7 protein-coding genes are annotated in these 19,882 nt (G+C 71.5%); 6 read left to right on the top strand and 1 reads right to left on the bottom strand.

Going from position 1 to position 19,882, the window contains the following annotated elements; translation table 11 throughout:
* Positions 1-35: 35 nt before the first annotated feature.
* The 5 genes from WMF33_RS05160 (at position 36) to WMF33_RS05140 (ending at position 18,112) form a co-directional block, all read left to right on the top strand.
* Complete coding sequence (locus WMF33_RS05160) at positions 36-1,544, top strand: hypothetical protein (protein ID WP_437336088.1); 1,509 nt, start codon at positions 36-38, stop codon at positions 1,542-1,544.
* Positions 1,545-1,567: 23 nt separating this feature from the next.
* Complete coding sequence (locus WMF33_RS05155; RefSeq protein WP_437336087.1) at positions 1,568-3,856, top strand: hypothetical protein; 2,289 nt, start codon at positions 1,568-1,570, stop codon at positions 3,854-3,856.
* A 13-nt stretch (positions 3,857-3,869) separates the two neighbouring features.
* The gene (locus WMF33_RS05150; protein WP_437336086.1) at positions 3,870-4,997 is read left to right on the top strand and encodes a hypothetical protein; all 1,128 of its coding nucleotides are present in this window, start codon (positions 3,870-3,872) and stop codon (positions 4,995-4,997) included.
* A gap of 80 nt (positions 4,998-5,077) precedes the next feature.
* Positions 5,078-11,404 carry an RHS repeat-associated core domain-containing protein gene (locus tag WMF33_RS05145; protein WP_437336085.1) on the top strand — a complete coding sequence of 2,109 codons (6,327 nt, stop codon included), beginning with the start codon at positions 5,078-5,080 and terminating at the stop codon, positions 11,402-11,404.
* Positions 11,405-11,701: 297 nt separating this feature from the next.
* A complete protein-coding gene (locus WMF33_RS05140) occupies positions 11,702-18,112 on the top strand; it encodes a toxin TcdB middle/N-terminal domain-containing protein (protein ID WP_437336084.1) in 6,411 nt (2,136 codons plus the stop codon).
* Between the two features lie 86 nt (positions 18,113-18,198).
* Here WMF33_RS05140 and WMF33_RS05135 read toward each other — a convergent pair whose 3' ends face one another.
* A complete protein-coding gene (locus WMF33_RS05135) occupies positions 18,199-19,098 on the bottom strand; it encodes a LysR family transcriptional regulator (protein ID WP_437336083.1) in 900 nt (299 codons plus the stop codon).
* Between the two features lie 146 nt (positions 19,099-19,244).
* On the opposite strand from WMF33_RS05135, the gene WMF33_RS05130 reads away from it, so the two are divergent.
* Positions 19,245-19,820 carry a YceI family protein gene (locus tag WMF33_RS05130; RefSeq protein ID WP_437336082.1) on the top strand — a complete coding sequence of 192 codons (576 nt, stop codon included), beginning with the start codon at positions 19,245-19,247 and terminating at the stop codon, positions 19,818-19,820.
* Positions 19,821-19,882: the final 62 nt, after the last annotated feature.

Raw genomic sequence — 19,882 nt, 5'->3', positions numbered from 1 at the left:
AAGATTTACATCTGATGAGAGAAGGAGTCTGTCCGATGGATCGACAGGATTTGGCGTCCTACATCCCGCTGGTCGTTGCGGCGGTGTTCGCGACGCTCCCGGGGATGAGGATGGCGGCGGCCCAGGAGGACGACGAGTGCTCGCGCACGCTCGCGTCGTGCGACCTGCAGGAGCGGAAGACCCACCTGCGGGCGCAGATCTGGTCCGGTCCGTGCGAGCCGTCGCAGTGGGACGCGCTCCCGCGGCAGGGTTATCCCATCGAGAAGGTCGATGGGATCCTGAAGGTCAAGGTGGGGCCGCGCGCGCCGGTGCACTTCCTGAACGGGGTGTGCGAGGCGCATCGCCCGGACGGCGACGTCGACCACGGCCTGCACGAGCTCGAGAAGGCCGCGACCGTGGGCCTGCTCCCGTCGCAGAGGAACGCGGCGGCGCTGTTCGAGGGGCTCCTCCACTGCCGCAAGCTCGCAGAGCTCGACGATCGTTACCAGGGCGAGCTCACCACGAAGCTCGCTCCCCGCGAGGCGTTCTGCATGCACCGGGGCATGGCCAAGGCGAGCTTCACGCGCGTGCGGTGGGAGGGGCTCGAGATGAGCTACGACACCTCGAGCTTCAGCCTGACGGGGCACGCCGAGAGCATGGCGCAATGCTACGCGGAGTACCTGCACGGGGGGTACGACGCCACGTGCGGCGTCGTGTCGTCGCCCTCGCCGGCGGCGATCGACGCGGCGGCGGAGACCGTCTCCCGCGAACTCCTCGCGGATTACTTCGGCACCGCGACGGAGGACGCCCCGCCCGAAGGCAGCGCGATCCCGCCGCTCAAGGCGATGCTGGCGCGCAAGATCGAGATGGCCGACAGCTCGCTCCGGGACTCGGCGGCGCTCCTCGGCGGCCTCGTGCAAAAGAAGGACCTCCTCGTCGGCTCCTACCAGGGGATCGCGTCGATGTTCTGCCTCCCGGAGAGCGAGACCGCGGGGCTCTGCTCGGGGCCCCTCCCCTCGGCCGTGGCGCGCCTCCACGAAGGGTACGAGCGCGCGGTGCTGCGGAGCCAGACGATCCTCGATTTCGTCGATCGCTGGGTCAGCGGTCTCTACGAGCACCAGGGCAAGGACGTCCGCGTCGAGCTGCAGAACAGCCGTGAGGGCCTCCGCGACATGCTCGCGCGCGCCGAGCTGCCGGCGGTCCCGAACGAGATGACCCTCCTCGAGAAGCTCGACCTCATGAAGCGCGACATGGCGCTCCTGGCAAACCGGAGCGCCGTGGAGAACGACCTCATGAAGCGGCAGTGCAGCATCTACTTCTGCGAGATCCGGAATCGCAACCGGACGTTCTTCACGAACGCCTGCAACCAGGTCGACGCGACCGCCGGCCGCCCGGTGAAGGACGTGAACGCGCTCTGCGCGGCGGACGTCGCCGGGACGGTCGTCTCCGGCGCGCAGACGGCCGCCGCGCTGTGCAGCGGCGTCGGCCTTCCGGCGTCGTACGTCTCCAACACCGCGATGACCGCGAGGGCGGTCGACACGTGCATGAGCGAGTTCCACCCGTGACCGCGCGCAACGAGGCGAGCAAGATGAACACGCGAAGATGGTTGTGGGCGCTCGTCCCGGTCGTCGCGAGCGCCTGCGGAGGTGCGGGCGAGCCTGAGGTGGCGACGACGAGCGCGCACGCCGTTCTGGCCGCCAAGCCGACGCTGTTTCGCTACCGCGCGATCGGCGCGGCGGGCTCGGAGATGCGGTATGCTGCCGAGCTGCCGCAGGAGGACGGGACGACGATCCTGCTCCGCCTGGAGGGGTGCCTCGACGAGCGCGTCGTGCGCGAGCTCTTCGGCGTGCGGCGGAGCGCGATCGCCGAGCGGACCGACGTCGTCATCGACGCGGCGGCGCCGATGATCGCGTGTCCGGACCGCATCTCCGCGGAGGCGAGCGTCTACGCGGAGCCGAGGACGCAGGGCCTGTCGCTCCTCGACTACCGGCTCGACGGCGAGCCCCCTCAGGCCGGGCCCGGGCGCTATTTCGTGATTCCCAACCGCTGCGGGGGGCTGATGAAGCACCTCGGGATCGCCGAGCGCGCGCGGCGCGCGCCGGCCCCTCCCCTGGGGAGCCCCGGTTGGACGCCCGAGCCGGGCGCCGCGCCGATCCAGCTCTCGTGCGCGAATGAGCGCGCGGCCGAGCCCTACGACGGCTGGGAGGTCCACTCGGCCTGGTTGCCGAGCGTGGAGTTCCGGTGGATGGTGCTCGTCAAGAAGGGGAATACGTCGTTCTTCGTCGAGTCGCTCGACGGGCGGCCCTACAACGACCTCACCGACGCCGAGCGCGCCAAGGCGCTCAGCGACGTGAGGAAGCTCCTCGCCGTGCCGAGCTCGTGGGAGTCGACCGACGTCGTCCCGGAAGACGAAGAGATCCAGCCCGACATGCCGTTCTTCGACGTGTGCCTGGAGCGGTGCGGTACGGCCAGCTGGGTCCCGACGCACAAGGTCCTGAGGGACGGCTACCTCGAGTGCGAGAGCGGCTCGCTCGATCCGAGCACCGGCGGGTGCCTGGACGGCGAGCGGAAGGGCTATACCGACCGCCTCGAGCTCAACGGGACGACGAGCCGGCGCGCGCCGCTCGGCGGCGTCACCCTGGATCTGCCCATCTGCACCGCGAGCGAGACGTGGGAGCGCCGCTTCGGCCTCTCGGGCCACGACGGCGGCGGGACGTGGCTGACGCGGCTCATCGCGGCCTACAACGCCGGCAAGAGCGAGGACGCGGCGCCCCGTCTGGTCTCGCTTCCGTGCCTCGTGCCGGACCGCACGTGCTCGGTCACGCTCCGCGAGGGCGCGGACCTGTCGACCACGACCGTCGCCACCCTGACGCGCAACTGCGCGGTGGACGCCGAGGCCCTGGAGGTCCGCGTGGGCAAGCGCGCCGCGGTGAGCCGGCCGCCGTTCACCCTGGACGCGGCGACGCTCCCCGCGAGGATGCGCAAGGTGCGCATGATCGGCGAGCCGGAGGGCTCGACCATCACCGTGGCGCAACCGACCTGCGGTTTCGGCACGAGCACCGCGTGCACCGACGCGCAGCCGGCCCTCCTGGTGCAGGGGGATCTGACGGTCGATCTCGAGCACCTCCGGCTCGTGTCGCGCGCCCCTACGGGGAGCACCGCGGGCCCGCCGGCGCCGCTCGCGCGCGTGGGCGTGCAGGCCGCGGGCAGCGCTGCGCGAGGGCTCGTCCTGCGGGTCCGCGACGTGGTCATCGGCGGCGACACGGCGCCGGTGTTCTACAAAGGCATCGTGTTCTCGGGAGGCACGCTCGCGCTCCACAGCTCGAGCGTGCGCGCCTTCACCGACGGGGTGTCGGCCGACCGGGCGCGCGTGTCCATCGTTTCGTGGCCGGTCGCCGGGGGCCATAGCATCGAGTCGCTCGCCCAGCCCGATCTCACGGCGGATGATCTCGTGGATCTCCGGGGGGAGTGGCTCGGGGGCTCGGTCGCGAACTTCCGCGCGCTGACGCTCAGCGCCGACGTGCAGGCGTTCGTCGTCGGGATGCGCGTGTCGGGCCCGATGGCGGTCGCGTGGAACGACGACCGCGCGACGTGGACCGAGGACGGGCTCCTCGCGGTCGACAGCACGTTCACGAGCGCTCCCGGCTACTTCGATCGCGAGTCGGTCATGCTCTCGGTGGGGGGCAGGGGCCAGCTCGACTTCGTGAACTCCACGGTCGTCAACTTCGGACACGTGCTCCGCTGCCCCTCGCGGCTGTCGGGAGGGACGGCGAAGATCATCTTCGACAGGCCGGCGTTCGACGAGATCACGTATGGCCTGAGGCAGGGAGCCTGCACCTTCGAATCGGCGACGCTGTGGGAGCCCACAGGCGAATAAGGCGAGAAGGACCATGACAAAAAGAAAGAGAATCGTCGCCGCGGCCGCGGCGGTGGGGGTCGTGTCGCTTGCGCTCTCGCTCGCGTACCTCGTGCTGCGCCGCGGCGAGCGCGACCGTGGGGTCGATCTCGAGCTCGCGCAGTCGGTGAGCGCCGACTTCGGGGCGCGCGTCGAGGAGCTCTTGAAGCCTTACCTGGAGGCGCAGCCGGGCGTGCGCGTGCGCGTGACCTACAGGCCCCGCGCGGCCGAGGAGGGCCTCTCGGGGGCCCGAGGCGCGCACCTCGTCCTGCGCCCCTTCGAGCCGGCGGAGGCGGGCAAGGTCGCGCCGCTCTTCGCCGCGGACTACGCGGTGCTCGCGTATGACCGCAGCCGCGTCGCCGAGCCGCCGGCGAGCTTTCCGGATCTCGTGACGCAGGCGCTCGCGCTGAAGGCGAACGGCGATGTGGCGTATGGCCTCGCGCTCCCCGAGGAGACCCATCCCCTCCTCCCGCTCTTCGCGGACGTCTTCTGGCCTGCCGCGCCGCAGCGCGAGGCGAAGGCGGCCGCGAAGGAGGCCTTCGCGCTCCTCGGCGATCTGCGCTTCACGTACGGCCTCTCGCCTCACGCGTGCACGTCGGACTGCGCGGCACGCCTGCTCGCGGAGGGGCAGGTCCCGTTCGCGGTGCTCGGCGAGTGGCGGATCCCCGAGCTCCGGCGCGCGCTCGGCGAGCGCCTCGGGCTGGCGCCGCTGCCGTCGCTCTCGCGCGGGGGGCCGCCGCTCAGGAGCGTGGGGCGCACGTACGGCGTGGAGCGCGCGCCGGCGCTGAAGGAGCGCGAGGCGAGCGCCGCGGACGGCGTCGTCGCCTACCTGCGCGGCGAGGGGCAGAAGCGCGTCTTCGCGGCGCTCGGGAAGCTGCCGCTCTCGGAGCCGCCGGGCGCGCAGGGCGGCGTCGCGGAGGCGCCGGCGCCCGCGCAGGTGGAGCAGGCGGGCGTGCTGCGCGCGCCGGCGGTCTCGGCCGGCTGGGCGAGCGTGCGCGCCATGGAGACGGCCCTCGCTCCGCTCTGGGTGGAGTTTGCCGACGGGCGCATCGGCGCGGAAGGCGCCGCGCATGCGCTCGTCGAGAAGGTCTTGGGTATTCCCTCATCAGAAGGAGTGAACTAGCAATGAGGCGAAGGATAATATGGTCTGGCGGTCTAGCGTTCGTGCTGATCGCGTGCGGAGGTAACATCCCAGGGGACGACGTGACGAGCTCCGGGGAGGAGCTCTCGAGCCAGCCGTCGTCGACGGCCACGTCGCCCAGCGATGTATCAGAGCTGGGGGTGCGGCCGGCGCTCGGCGTCATGGTCTCGCCGGATCGCGGTGAGCTCTCGGCGAGCCTTCCGTTTCCCACCTTGCCGTCACGCGCATCCTCCGACGTGAAGGTGGCGCTGTCCTATGGATCCGTGGCCGCCGACCTCTCGGAAGGGTTCGGCGTGGGGTTCCGCTTGAGCGTGCCGTCGATTCAGATGACGACCGACTGGGGCGTGCCCTACCGCGCTCGCCTGAGCAGCTCGCAGGACGTCACGGCGCGCCTGTCGCTGGGCGCCGAGCGCCTGATCTGGGTCAAGACGGATACGGTGAGCGGCAAGACCAGGATCGAGTACCGGCTCGACGCCTCGGAGACGGCCGTTCGGCTCTACCGGTATCCGCAAGGCGGGACCGTGACAATGCGCGACGTATCGGGCGCGCTACAGAATGTGGCGTTCACCGGGTTCGAGGTCGTGTATCCGGACGGCCGGCGGGAGATCTACAGCGAGGAGCCGACCGTCGCCGAGGGGGTGGCGGGCTCGTCGACGTTCTCCCCGACGCGGTGGCCGCTCGTGCACGCCATCTCGCCGACAGGCGATGCGGTGTCGTACGAGTACACCAAGGCGGGCGACCGGTCGTACCTCAAGAGCGTGCGGTTCGCCGGCGGGCGCTCGGTGTACACGCTGGAGTCGGTGCCGCGGCGCGAAGGGCGGGTGAGCCACCTGATGGGCTACCCGCAGGGGCCGGGGCAGCTGTACACGAAGCTCGTGGCGAGCTTCGACGGCGAGCCGATGTACACCTGGTGCTTCGTGCACGCGGTGCACGGCGAGAGCGGCCCGGAGATCGTGACGCACCCGGATTGCCAGGCGCTGGCGAGCGAAGACTTCGCGTCCGACCGGCAGCGCGTTGCGGCCTCGCTCAGCAGCGAGAGCAAGCTTTTGGGGGTGGTTCGGTTCGGGCGCAGCCAGGCGCCGTTCGACCGGTCGACGCCGGCCGAGCCGCTGATCCGGCTCCGGTACACGGCGTGGGGCGCCGACGACCTCGCCGGCCACGAGCTGGTCTATGACATGGACGTGCCGGACGTCTTCGGCTTCGGTCCGAGCGGCGGCTCGGAGCTGATGGACATCAACTCCGATGGCCTCGCGGACATCGTGCGGTATTCGGCGCGCGAGGGGACGAGCGTGCCGTCGTACAACAGCGGAGATCTCGCCGAGGCGAGCCTGTTCACGACCGCAGGCGCGCCGCTTTCGGTGGAGCGGATCTCGGGCGGGGTGTCGCGGAGCGACGTTCCGCGGTTCGACGCGGCCGCGCAGGCGACGAGCGTGTTCCTCCCCGGCGACTTCGACGGCGACGGTCGGACGGACCTCGTGCAGGCCACGGCGTCAGGGACGCGAACGGAGCTCGCGCACTATGCGGGCCGCGGGGAGCGGACGCGACCGTTCTCCGCGGCGCCGAGCTCGACGGTGGTCGATGTCGAGCTCTCGCGGTTCGCGCGCGGCCGGACCCAGGCGATCGACCTCAACGCCGACGGCAAGGCGGACCTGCTCACCACGGTGGCCGGGTCGACGGACAGCACGTGGACGGCGTTCATCAACGTCACGGAGCCGGGCGCCAGCGCGCTGTCGTTCAAGCCGCTCGTGGGGCTGACCTTCCCGTTCCGGCAGGGCGCGGGGACGGAGCTCGACAACCCGGCCTATCGCTTCCTCGACGCGAACGGCGACGGGCTGACCGACTTCGCGGTCATCCGGTCGAGCGGCGCCGGCGAGAAGGGCATCTGCGTCTACGAGAACCAGGGCAAGGTGGTGGCGTACCCGGCAGGCTCGTCCTCGGTGGCGAAGCTGACGGGAGGGCTGCTGTTCGGGGACTCGAGCGCGAACGACCCGGTGTGCGGGCAGGGCCGATTCGTGTCGGTGCCCGGGCTCGCGGCGAGCCAAAACATCAACGCGATGTGGCTGATCGACGTCAACGGCGACGGGGACATGGACCTGGTCAACGTGACGGCGGCGGCCAACGAGCTCGGCGTCTGGCTCGGACGAGGGGAGAAGGGCTTCGCCGCCGAGCGGCGGATGCCGCTCGACGAAGGGGTGTCCGTCGATCCGGACAACAAGTGGAACACCCGGGTCCTGGACATCGACGCCGACGGCGCGGAGGAGATCCTCGTCTACGAGTCGAACGCGGGCGGCGGCCGGATCAAGGTCATCGACTTCAACCGAGATGGGGTGAAGAACCTGATCGGTCCTGACCGCTTGGCGGAGGCGGAAGAGGGCCCGGGTCTGAAGCACGCGTTGCAATACGCGACGAGCACGGACGAGTTGATCCGCGACGCGCGCCGCTTCGGCCGGGACGACGCGCGGGTGCGGGCGCTGCCGTACCCGACGACTGTGGTGAAGCGGCACCTGACGGCCGTGGGTGCGGAGCCGCCGCGGGTGCGCGAGCTTCAGTACCACGCGCCGTACTTCAACGAGCGGGAGCGCAACTTCGCGGGCTTCGGGCAGAGCGAGGAGCTCGATGTCGGAGACGACAGCTCGGCGAGCATCGTTCGCCGGCGCGTCTACCAGGTGGCGTCGGCGGCTGCGCCGGTGAGGCGCTTCTTCGCCGGCAAGCTGCGCACCGAGGAGTCGTTCCACCCGCGGCTCTCGGCCGCGCAGACGGCGCGGATCGCGGCGAGCGCGACCCTGTGGCCGAGCGGCGTCGAGGCGGTGTCGCAGACGGCGGAGACCTGGAGCGAGGAGCCGTATGAGGTGGCGGCGCTGCTCTGGGCGCACGAGGAGAAGTGGGCCCTGGTGCCGCCGGCGCCCGGGCCGAAGACGCCGGCGTTCCTGCAGGAGGCGAGCATTCGGGACGCGCATTGCGGCGAGGCGGGTTGCCCGCCCGCGTGCGTCGCGGGGCCGTGCGCGGAGGCGGCGACGGTGACGCAGACCTTCACGTACGACACGGCCTACAACCGGCTCGTCCGCCAGGAGGAGTCGGCGTCCGCGGTCGCCGGGCCGAACGGGACGCAGGTGCCGGCGCGGCGCTACGTGAACACCTTCTCGTACGACGCGGGCTGGGAGGCGCGCGGCGTGCTGACGGCGCGACGGGAAATTGCGCTGCTCTCGGGTTCGTCAGGGCGGGTGCTGGACAAGACGTCGTACGAGTATGGGCCCGACCTTCCACTGCCGATCCGCGCGACCCAGCCCCTCCTCATCGAGGCGGAGGCGCTCGCCGCGTTGCCCGCGGCGGTGCGTGCGCCGCTGGAGGCCCAGCGCGCACGGGTGAAGGCGTACCGCTACGACGCGTTCGGCAACGTGGTGGAGAGCTCGGATGCGGACGGGATCCTGATCACGAACATCTATGACCCGACCGGCGTTTTCGTGGTCGAGGCGCGGAACGCGCTCGGTCACGCGACGCAGTACTGCTACGGCACGACGGGCTGCGCGCTGACGGCGCTCGCCCCGGCCGCCGAGGGCGCCGTCCCGGCGCGGAGCATCTGGCCCACGCACCTCCGGACGCCGCAGGGCGACGTGGTGCTCAACGAGGCTGATGCCCGCCATCGTATCGTGCGGGTGGCGCACGCGAGCGGCGCAGAGAGCCGCTTCGCTCACCGCGACGCTGGCGCGCAGAGCCCCGCGCTGGTTCGCATCGTCGTGAAAGGCGCGGAGGCGGGGCGCCCCCCCGTCGAGCGCCTGGCTGCCTTCCGCGCTGACGGCCTCTCCCTCGGCGAGGCGGTGGCGCACGAGGCGGGGGGCACACGCATCGTCTCCTTCACCCGCTACGCCCGCCGCGGCGAGCTGATCTTCGACGCGCTCCCGTACTCCAGCGAGACGTCCGTCGGCGAGGCGTTCGACGCGGGTCGCTTCCCCTCGCCTCCCGAGGGCGCGGCGCGCGGGGAGACCTCGGTCTACGACGGGCTCGGGCGCCGGACGACCCGCACGGAGGCGACGGGCCTGGTGACGCGCATCGCCATCGAGCCCTGGGGCCGGCAGATCGAGCGGGAGTTCGGCGCAGGGCATGGCGCGGGCCGCGAGACGCGGCGCGAGGTCGCGCGCAACGACGAGATCTACGCCGTCGTCGACGAGCTCGGGCACGTGCATCGTTACGAGCGGGACGAGAGCGGGCGCCTGCGCGCCATCGTGCTCGCGGGCTCCGAGGCGCCGCGCCGCGTGGCCCACGACTCGGCTGGGAACGTCGTGATGACGTCGCTCCCCGGCGGCCTCACGCGCCTGTGGATCCGTGACGCGCGCGGGCGCGTGCTCGATCAACGCACCTGGGACCGCGCGTTCAAGGTCTCGGAGGGCGTCGAGACGACCTATGACGCGCTCGACCGCCCGATCTCCGTCTTCACGTCGTCGTCGTCGCGCCCGGACGGCTGGGACGAGATCGAGCTCACCTACGACGGCCGCGACGGGGATCCGGCGCAGCCCGAGCTCATCGGGCGCCTCGGCGAGGCGACGATCCTGGACCGCGTGGGCGGGCACCGCGTGCATGAGGCCTTCGCGTACGATCGCGACGGTCGGGTCACGGGCCGGCGGGTGACCTTCGAGGCCGAGGACGCGCGCCGCGAGTATGAAGAGCGGTTCACGTACGACCTCGACGGGACGCTCGCCTCCTACCGCGATCCGTTTGGCAGTGTGTTCAGCTTCGCGCGCACTCCATCGGGGGCTCCTTCGTCGATCGCGTGGTCCGCTGGCGGGCGCGCGGCCGTCCCGCTCCTCGCGGACATCACGTACAACGCGCGCGGCGATCTCGCGAGCTACCGTATCCCGCAAACGCGGCTTCACCGGCAGCTCACCTATGACGCGAGCACGGGGGAGCTCGTGCAGCTCAAGGCGTGCGCGGGCGATGCGTCGTGCGCGGGCGGAGCCTTCCAGGATGTCGCCTACGACCGCCGCGCGGACGGGCGCATCATCGCCGCGCGAGAGGCAGCGGATGTCGCGTCGTACGAGTACAGCGCCCGAGGCGAGCTCACCAGGGCTGTCGTAGCAGGCGTGACTCACACCTACAACTATACGCCGTCCGGCCAGGTCGCCGCATTGGGCGAGGGGGCGGAGGCGCGCCCGTTCGGCGTCGAAGCAGCGGGCGACGGGCTGCCGCTTCCGGAGGGGAGCTCTGGCGAAGTGGATGAATTCGGGCGCCTCGTCGCGCTCGGGTCGTTCCGCCACGCCGAGTACGACCCCTGGGGGCGCCTCCGGCGCGTCGAGGTCGACGGCAGGGCCATCGTTTACGGCTATGAGGTCGTCGGCGATCGGGTCTCGAAGCGCTCGCTCCGCCGCGAGGGGGAGCGCGAGGTGCCGGAGTCGCTCGTCGTCTATCCCACGCGGACGACGAGCGACGACGGCGTGGAGCGCCAGAGCCTCGTGCGCCTCGGAGAGCGGCGCGTCGCGCTCGTCGTCAACGAGGCGCGCGTGCTCGCGCTCGTCGACGATCAGCTCGGGGCCGTGCGGCGCGTGGTCGACGAGCGCGGCGAGGTGGTCTTCTCGGTCGACCCGACGCCGTTCGGGACGCTCGCGCGGGGCATCGGCGACGCGTCCTCGGGCCTCGCCAGCACGGAGATCGTCCTCGGCTTCACCGGCCAGCTGCGTGACCCTGACACGGGGCTCGTGCACATGGGCGCACGCGAGTATGTCTCGACGCTGGCGAGCTTCGCGACCCCGGACCCGTATGCGCTCATGCGACCGGAGTTCTGCGTGGACCGCCTGATGGAGTGCCACCCGTACACGTACGTGGGGCACGATCCGGTCAACTTCACCGACGAAGCGGGTCTCATGGGCAATAACAGCAGCAGGCAGAGCTCGTCACAGTCGAGTCACCACCGCTCGAGCACGTCTCGTTCTAACCACCATTCGAGGAACTCGAGGAACGGCTCGGGGGGCAATGGTTCAAACACCCGGCGCTCGCAAGACTCATCGTCTGGGTGGAGCTCCCACGAACGAGAGAGGCTCGATGAGGCGCTGGCACCTCTGGCGCAGGACGGAAACTATGCCCAGGCCGTGAGACAGGTGAATCAATTGCTCGACACGTTTACCAGTGCCGGGCTCAGCGATCGACCGGCCACGCTACTCAGGCGCGAAATTCAAAGAAATCCGAATTTCGTGAATCGCCTGTCTACCGCGTTCAGTCCGGAAGAGCACGTTCAAGCGCAGTACGAGGAAGTCAGGATCTTCCAGCGAGAGATAAACGGATTCGATGCGCTGTCTCAAAGAATAGCGAACATCGATCCCGAGATCCGAGGCTATCTGTCTTATGTGTTCGCGCAGCGTCTCCCCGAGCCGAATGCCGACTCGACCAATCCGTTCGAGTGAGCGCGTCGCGTGCCGGGGTCGTATCGCCAGGGGGACCGAGAGGCTCCCCCCGGCCCTGGGTCCGGCACGCCGCATCGCGCGGCTCGTAGGCCGGGCGCCGATGTACTGGCACTCGTGACGTCGATACCGCTCGCACGTCGTGGTCGCGAGCGGTGATGCCAGCATGAGCACGATGGCGGATCGGGTTGCTCGGAGGCGCCTGTGAGAGCGGGTGAGTCCGACGACTCGAGCCGCCTCGTGCTTTCCTGCCTCTCACGCTGAGCGCGTGCGGGGTCAACCCTCGATGGATGACGCACGATGAAGCGAAGAACCTTGTGGTCTTTTGGCCTCGCCCTCGCGCTGGCCGCATGCGGGGAAGACGTTCCCGGGGACGACGTCGCGAGCTCCGAGGAGGAGCTCTCGCGTCCGGCGTCGTCAGCGGGCGCGGCGTCCAGCGATGTCTCGGCGCTGGCGCCGCAGCCGGGGCTCGACCTCGTCGTGTCGCCGGATCGCGGTGCGCTCTCGGCGAGCCTCTCGTTTCCGGCGCTGCCGACGCGCGTATCCTCCGATGCGGGGGTGGCGCTGTCGTACACGCAAGCGCCCGCCGATCTTTCGGAGGGGTTCGGCGTGGGGTTCAGCTTGAGCGTGCCGTCGATTCAGATGACCACCGACTGGGGCGTGCCCTACCGTGCTCGCCTCAGCAGCTCGCAGGATGTCACCGCGCGCCTGGCGCTCGGCGCCGAGCGCCTGGTCTGGGTCAAGACGGACACGGTGAGCGGCAAGACGAGGGTCGAGTACCGGCTCGACGCCTCTGAGACCACCGTTCGGCTCTACCGCAATCCGCAAGGCGGGACAGTGGCGATGCGCGACGCGTCGGGCGCGCTGAAGAGCGTGGCGTTCACCGGGTTCGAGGTGGTGTATCCGGACGGCCGGCGGGAGATCTACAGCGAGGAGGCAAACGTCGCCGAGGGGGTGGCCGGCTCCTCGGCGTTCTCCGCGACGCGGTGGCCGCTCGTGCACGCCATCTCGCCCACGGGCGACGCGGTGTCGTACGAGTACACGAAGGCGGGCGACCGGTCGTACCTCAAGAGCGTGCGGTTCGCCGGAGGACGCTCGGTGTACACCCTGGAGTCGGTGCTGCGGACCGAAGGGCGGGTGAGCCACTTGATGGGCTACCCGCAGGGGCCGGGGCAGCTGTACACGAAGCTCGTGGCGAGCTTCGACGGCGAGCCGATGTACACCTGGTGCTTCGTGCACGCGGTGCACGGCGAGAGCGGCCCGGAGATCGTGACGCACCCGGATTGCCAGGCGCTGGCGAGCGAAGACTTCGCGTCCGACCGGCAGCGCGTTGCGGCCTCGCTCAGCAGCGAGAGCAAGCTTTTGGGGGTGTATCGGTTCGGGCGCAGCCAGGCGCCGTTCGACCGGTCGACGCCGGCAGAGCCGCTGATCCGGTTCCGCTACACGGCGTGGAGAGCCGACGACCTGTCCGGCCACGAGCTGGTCTATGACATGGAAGTGCCGGACGTCTTCGGCTTCGGTCCGAGCGGCGGCTCGGAGCTTCTGGACATCGACTCCGACGGCCTCGCTGACATCGTGCGCTACTCGGCGCGCGAGGGGACGAGCGTGCCGTCGTACAACAGCGGCGATCTCGCCGACGCCAGCCTGTTCGCGCAGAGCCGCGCGCCGCTCACCGTGGAGCGGACCACCTCCGGGGTGTCGCGGACCGAGGTGCCCCGGTTCGACGCGACAGCCCAGGCCACGAGCGTGTTCCTCTCGGGCGACTTCGACGGCGACGGTCGGACGGACCTCGTGCAGGCCACGGCGTCGGGGACGCGAACGGAGCTCGCGCACTATGCGGGCCGCGCGGACCGGACCCGACCGTTCGCGGCCGCGGCGAGCGCGACGGTGGTCGATGTCGAGTTCTCGCGGTTCGCGCGCGGCCGGACCCAGGCCGTGGACCTGAACGCCGACGGCAAGGCAGACCTGCTCACGACGGTGGCCGGGTCGACGGACAGCACGTGGACGGCCTTCGTCAACGTGACCGAGCCCGGCGCCAGCGCGCTGTCGTTCAAGCCGCTCGTGGGGCTGACCTTCCCGTTCCGGCAGGGGGCAGGGACGGAGCTCGACAACCCGGCCTATCGCTTCCTGGACGCGAACGGCGACGGACTGACCGACTTCGCGGTCATCCGGTCGAGCGGCGCCGGCGAGAAGGGCATCTGCGTCTACGAGAACCAGGGCAAGGTGGTGGCGTACCCGGCAGGCTCGTCCTCGGTGGCGAAGCTGACAGGAGGGCTGCTGTTCGGGGACTCGAGCGCGAACGACCCGGTGTGCGGGCAGGGCCGATTCGTGTCGGTGCCCGGGCTCGCGGCGAGCCAAAACATCAACGCGATGTGGCTGATCGACGTCAACGGCGACGGGGACATGGACCTGGTCAACGTGACGGCGGCGGCCAACGAGCTCGGCGTCTGGCTCGGACGAGGGGAGAAGGGCTTCGCCGCCGAGCGGCGGATGCCGCTCGACGAAGGGGTGTCCGTCGATCCGGACAACAAGTGGAACACCCGGGTCCTGGACATCGACGCCGACGGCGCGGAGGAGATCCTCGTCTACGAGTCGAACGCGGGCGGCGGCCGGATCAAGGTCATCGACTTCAACCGAGACGGGGTGAAGAACCTGATCGGCCCTGACCTCTTGTCGGAGGCGGAGGAGGGCCCGGGGCTCAGGCACGCCGTGCAGTACGCGACCAGCACGGACGAGTTGATCCGCGACGCGCGCCGCTTCGGCCGCGACGACGCGCGGGTGCGGGCGCTGCCGTATCCGGTGACGGTGGTGAAGCGACACCTGACCGCCGTGGGCGCCGAGGCGCCGCGGGTGCGGGAGTTTCAGTACCACGCGCCGTGCTTCAACGAGCGAGAGCGTGACTTCGCGGGCTTCGGGCAGAGCGAAGAGCTCGATGCGGGAGACGACAGCGCGGCGAGCATCGTTCGCCGGCGCGTCTACCAGGTGGCGTCGGCGGCTGCGCCGGTGAGGCGCTTCTTGGCCGGCAAGCTGCGCACCGAGGAGTCGTTCCACCCGAGGCTCTCGGGCGCGCAGGCCGGGCGGATCGCGGCGGGCGCGAGCCTCGGGCCGCGCGGCATCGAGGCGGTGTCGCAGACGGCGGAGACCTGGGACGAGGAGCCCTACGAGGTGGAGGCGCTGCTCGCGGTGCACGAGGAGCGGTGGGCCTTGGTGCCGGCGGCGCCCGGGCCGAAGACGCCGGCGTTCCTGCAGCAGGCGAGCATTCGGGACACGCAGTGTGGCGCGGCTGGCTGCCCGCCCGCGTGCGCTGCGGGGCCGTGCGCGGAGGCGGCGACCGTGACGCAGACCTTCTCGTACGACACGGCCTACAACCGGCTCGTCCGCCAGGAGGAGTCGGCGTCCGCGGTCGCCGGGCCGAACGGGACGGAGCTGCCGGCGCGGAGCCATGTGAGCACCTTCGCGTATGACGCGGGTTGGGAGGCGCGCGGCGTGCTCACGGCGCTCCGGGAGCGGTCGCTGCTCGCGGGGCCCTCGGGGCGGGTGCTGCACCAGACATCCTACGAATATAGCTCTGATCTTCCGCTGCCGGTCCGCGCGAGCCAGCCTCTCCTCATCGACGCGGAAGCGCTCGCCGCGTTGCCCGCCGCGGTGCGCGCGCCGCTGCTGGCGCCGCGCACCCAGGTCGTGACGGTTCGCTACGACGCCTTCGGTAATGTGGTGGAGACCTCGGACGCGCTCGGGCCCCTGGACACGAGCGTCTACGACGCGACCGGCGTCTTGCTGATCGAGACGCGAAACGCCCTCGGCCACGCCACGCAGTACTGCTACGGCACGGAGGGCTGCGCGCTGACGACGCTCGCCCCGCGGGCCGAGGGGGTCGTCCCGGCGCGGAGCCTCCTGCCCACGCACGTCCGGACGCCGCAGGGCGACGTGGCGCTCACCGAGCGCGACGCCCTCCATCGCGCTGTGCGCGTGGCGCGCTCCAGCGGTGCAGAGGTCCGGCATGCGTACCGGGATGCGCGCGACCGGGGCCCCGCGCTCGTTCGCCTCACGGAGCGGCGCGCGGCGGCGGAGGCAGACGGCGCGCTCGTCGAGCGCCTCGTCGCCTTCCGCGCCGACGGCCTCCTCCTCGGCGAGGCGGTGGCGCACGAGGCGGGGGGCGCACGCATCGCCTCGTTCGCCCGCTACGGGCGCCGCGGCGAGCGCGTCTTCGAAGCGCTCCCGTATTCCAGCGAGAAGCGCATCGACACGGCTTTTGACGAGGGGCGCTTCCCCTCGCCGCCCGACGGCGCGGCGCGCGGGACGAGCACCGTGGTCGACGGCCTCGGGCGCGTCGTGGCCAGCACAGACGCGGCGCGCCTCGTGACGCGCACCGCCCACGAGCCGTGGGGCCAGCGCGTCGAGAGGGACCTCGGCGCAGGATCGGGGGCCGCCGTCGAGACGCGCCTCACGATCGCGCGCGGCGAGGACGAGGTCTACGCGATCGTCGACGAGCTCGGACACGTGCATCGCTACGAGCGGGACGAGCGCGGGGGCCTGCGCGCGATCGAGCTCGCGGGCTCCGAGGCGCCGCGCCGCGTGGCCTACGACTCGGCTGGCGACATCGCGATGGCGTCGCTTCCGGGCGGCATCACGCGCCTGTGGATCCGCGACGCGCGCGGGCGCGTGATCGAGCAGCGCACCTGGGATCGCGCGTTCACCGCCTCGGAGAGCATCGAGGCGACCTACGACGCGCTCGACCGCACGAGCACCCTGTTCGCGTCGTCCTCCTCGCGCCCGGACGGCTGGGACGAGATCACGCTCGCCTACGATGCGCGCGACGGCGAGCCGCACGAGGCCGCGCTCGTGGGGCGCCTCGTCGGCGCGACGGTGTTCGATCGCGTGGGCGGGCACCGCCTGGACACGGCGTTCGAGTACGGTCGCGACGGCCGCGTCACGGGCCGGCGCACGTCCTTCGAGGCCGACGATGCGCGCCGCGAGTACGACGAGCGGCTCTCGTACGGCCTCGACGGCACGCTCGCCTCGTACCGCGACCCGTTCGGCAACACGCTCGAGTTCGCGCGAACGCCGGGCGGCGCCCCCTCGTCGATCGCGTGGTCGGCCGGCGGGCGCGCGGCCGTCACGCTCCTCGCGGACATCGCTCATGACGCCCGCGGCGAGCTCGCGGGCTACCGCGTCCCGCCCGCCCGCCTGCACCGTCACATCGGCCATGACCCGAGCTCGGGGCAGCTCACGCATCTCCGCGCGTGCGCGGGCGACGGCCCGGCTCCGTGCGATCGTGGGGCCCTGCAGGACGTGACCTTCGACCGCCGCGCGGACGGGCGCATCGTCGCGGCGCGGGATGCCGCCCCCGGCGCGGGCGACGTCGGCGGCCAGGCCCTCCGCGTCACCTCGTACACGTACAGCGCGCGCGGCGAGCTCCTCGGGGCGGCCGCGTCAGGCGTGGCCCACGCGTACGCGTACACACCGTCCGGCCAGGTCGACGCGTTCGGCGAGGGGACGGAGGCGCACCCCTTCGTCGGTGAGGCAGGCCGCGACGCGCTGCCGCTGCCGGACGGGGGCGATGGTGAGCTAGACGAGCTCGGCCGGCTCGTCTCCTTCGGGCCGTTCCGCCGCGCCGCGTACGACCCCTGGGGGCGGCTCAGGCGCGTCGAGGTCGACGGCGGGGCCGTCGTTTACGGGTATGACGCGTTCGGCGAGCGGATCTCCAGGCGCGCGCTCCGTCGCGAAGGGGACCGCGAGGTCCCCGTGTCGCTCGTCGTGTATCCCACGCGGACCACGCGCGACGACGGGGTGGAGCGCCAGAGCCTCGTACGCCTCGAGGATCGGCGCGTCGCGCTCCTCGTCAACGAGACACGCGTCTTCGGGCTCGTCGACGACCAGCTCGGGGTGGTGCGCCGCGTGGTCGACGAGCGGGGCGACGCGGTCCTCTCGGCCGATCCGACGCCGTTCGGCGCGCTCGCCCGGGGCATCGAGGACAGGTCGTCCGGGCTCGACAGCACCGAGATGGTGTTCGGGTTCACGGGGCAGCTGCGCGATCCCGACACGGGGCTCGTGCACATGGGGGCGCGCGAGTACGTCCCGTCGCTCGCGAGCTTCGCGACCCCGGACCCGTATGTGCTCGTGGAGCCCGAGCTCTGCGTGACGCGCTTGCTCGAGTGCCACGCGTACGCCTACGCGGCGCACGACCCCCTGAGCTTCATCGACGAGTCGGGCCTCGCGACGAGCTCGCCGGCGGGCTCCTCGGCGGTGGCGCGGCGCCAGACCTTGAGCAAGCCCAGACAAGCGCCCCGCGGGCGCAGCAAGGTCGGCTCATTCCTGAGGAGGTGGCTTCAGAACTACATCGACCACGCGGTCTTCGAGCTCAAGCACGGCACCGATCCCACGAACTGGGCGATGAACAGGCCGGAGGCTGCGATGAATCGCGCGACCGAGGCTCTCGCGTCGTCGACGCGAGCGCAGCTGCAGTTGTCGACGCAAGCGCGGCCTCCGCGGAACCCGGGTGAGGCCACGGAGAGGAGCGCCCGCGCGGCATCCGGCCCGCTGCGCTGGATCGAGCGGACCTGGCGCGTCGCGAGGAGGTTCGCGTCGCTCAGGCAGCGCAACCGAGGGGTCGACGACGAGTTGCTCGCCGCCAGCGTCGATCCGCGACCGAACGGCGGCCGGAGCTGGGCCGACATCCTCAGGGCGGCCACCAGCACGAACGGCAGATAGCGCCCCTCCGGGTCCGCTTCGACGCAGCCGGTCTCCGGGCGCCCTCGCTGCCGGACCAGTCGCTCGCGTCGCGATAGAAGCGGCGGTCACGGCGAGCGCTGGAATCGCCGCGTGAGCGATTCGACGAGGAAGTCGCGGAACACCGCGACGCGATGAGGCAGGTATCGCGCGGACGGGTACACGAGGTGCAAGGGGGCGTCCGAGGCCATGTGCGACGGCAGCACGCGCACGAGGCGGCCCCGCGCGACCTCGCGGGCGCAGAGGATCATCGGGAGGAGGCCGACGCCGACGCCCGCCAGCACCGCGCGGCGCGCGAAGCTGAGCTCGTCGACGGCGAGCGGCCCCTCGACCTCCACCGTCTCCTCCCCCGCGGGCCCCGTGAGCGTCCACGCGGCGCGGTTCCGCGTCGCGCGGAAGAGGACGCACCGGTGCGCCGCCAGGTCGGCGAGGCTGCCGGGGACCCCGGCGCGCTCGAGGTACCGCGGCGAGGCGTACAGCGCGTCCTCCACCTGCCCGATCTTCCGCGCGATGATCGAGCCGTCGCGGAGCGGCCCGGCCCGCAGCGCCAGGTCGAAGCCCTCCTCCACGAGATCCACGACGCGCCCCGTGAGGACGACGTCGACGCGGACCGCCGGGTGGCGCCGCACGAACCGGGCGACCGCCGGCTCGAGCATGGCGACGCCGACGTCGACGGGCGCGGTGATGCGGATCGGGCCGCGCACCACCGACTGGAGGTCGGCCACCATCGCGGCGGCCTCCTCGAGGCTCGCGACGCCGCGCGACGCCCGCTCGTAGAACGCCGCGCCGGCCTCCGTGAGCCGCACGCTGCGCGTCGAGCGGTGCAGGAGGCGCGCCCCGAGCGCCTCCTCGAGCAGCGCGACCGAGCGGCTGATCGACGACTTCGGCAGCCCGAGGACCCTGGCCGCCGCGGTGAAGCCCTGCTCATCGACGACGCGCACGAAGACGGCGATGCGGTTGAGGTCCATTGTTCGTCCCAGGAGAACAACCCGTTCTCGAACGCCTGTCTAGTGCATCCTCGAGCAACGACGCATGGTGGGTCCTGTGACGCACGGCGCGCGCGCCCCGGATGAGCCGGGCGCGGCGGGCCCCTCTTCACGAAGGACGACGAGCCATGGACAACACGACCATCACCAGCACCCCGAGCGCGATTTCCTCCCAGGCCGCCCGGTGGACGATCGACGCGAGCCACTCGAGCGTCTCGTTCTCCGTACGCCACATGATGATCTCGAACGTGCGCGGCGGGTTCGCGGGCGTCGCCGGGGAGGTCACCTACGATCCGCGGCGCCCCGAGGCGTCGAGGGTCTCGGCCACGATCGACGCGGCGTCGATCCACACGCGCGAGGACAAGCGCGACGAGCACCTCCGGAGCGCCGACTTCTTCGACGTCGAGGCGCACCCGACGATCACCTTCGTGTCCAGGAGCGTCCGCCGCCGCGGCGAGGGGCTCGACGTCGTCGGCGACCTGACGATCCGCGGCGTCTCGCGCGAGGTGACGCTCGCGGTGAGCGAGCTCTCGGGCGAGCACGACGATCCGTACGGCAACCGCCGGCTGGGCGCGGCCGCCACGACGAAGATCCGCCGCAGCGATTTCGGGATGAGCTTCAACGCGGTCCTCGAGACCGGCGGCGTCCTCGTGGGGGATGAGATCTCGATCACGCTCGATATCCAGCTGATCAAGCAGGCGTGAGCGCGGGAGGGCCGCCGCCCGGCCCCGCGCGGTCCTCGGCAGCCTCCGGTCTGAATTTCAAT

Source organism: Sorangium sp. So ce394, from assembly GCF_051474665.1.
GTDB lineage: Bacteria > Myxococcota_A > Polyangia > Polyangiales > Polyangiaceae > Sorangium > Sorangium cellulosum_D.
Note: the sequence above shows the minus strand (reverse complement) of the source record. Positions and strands in the feature narration are given on the sequence as shown.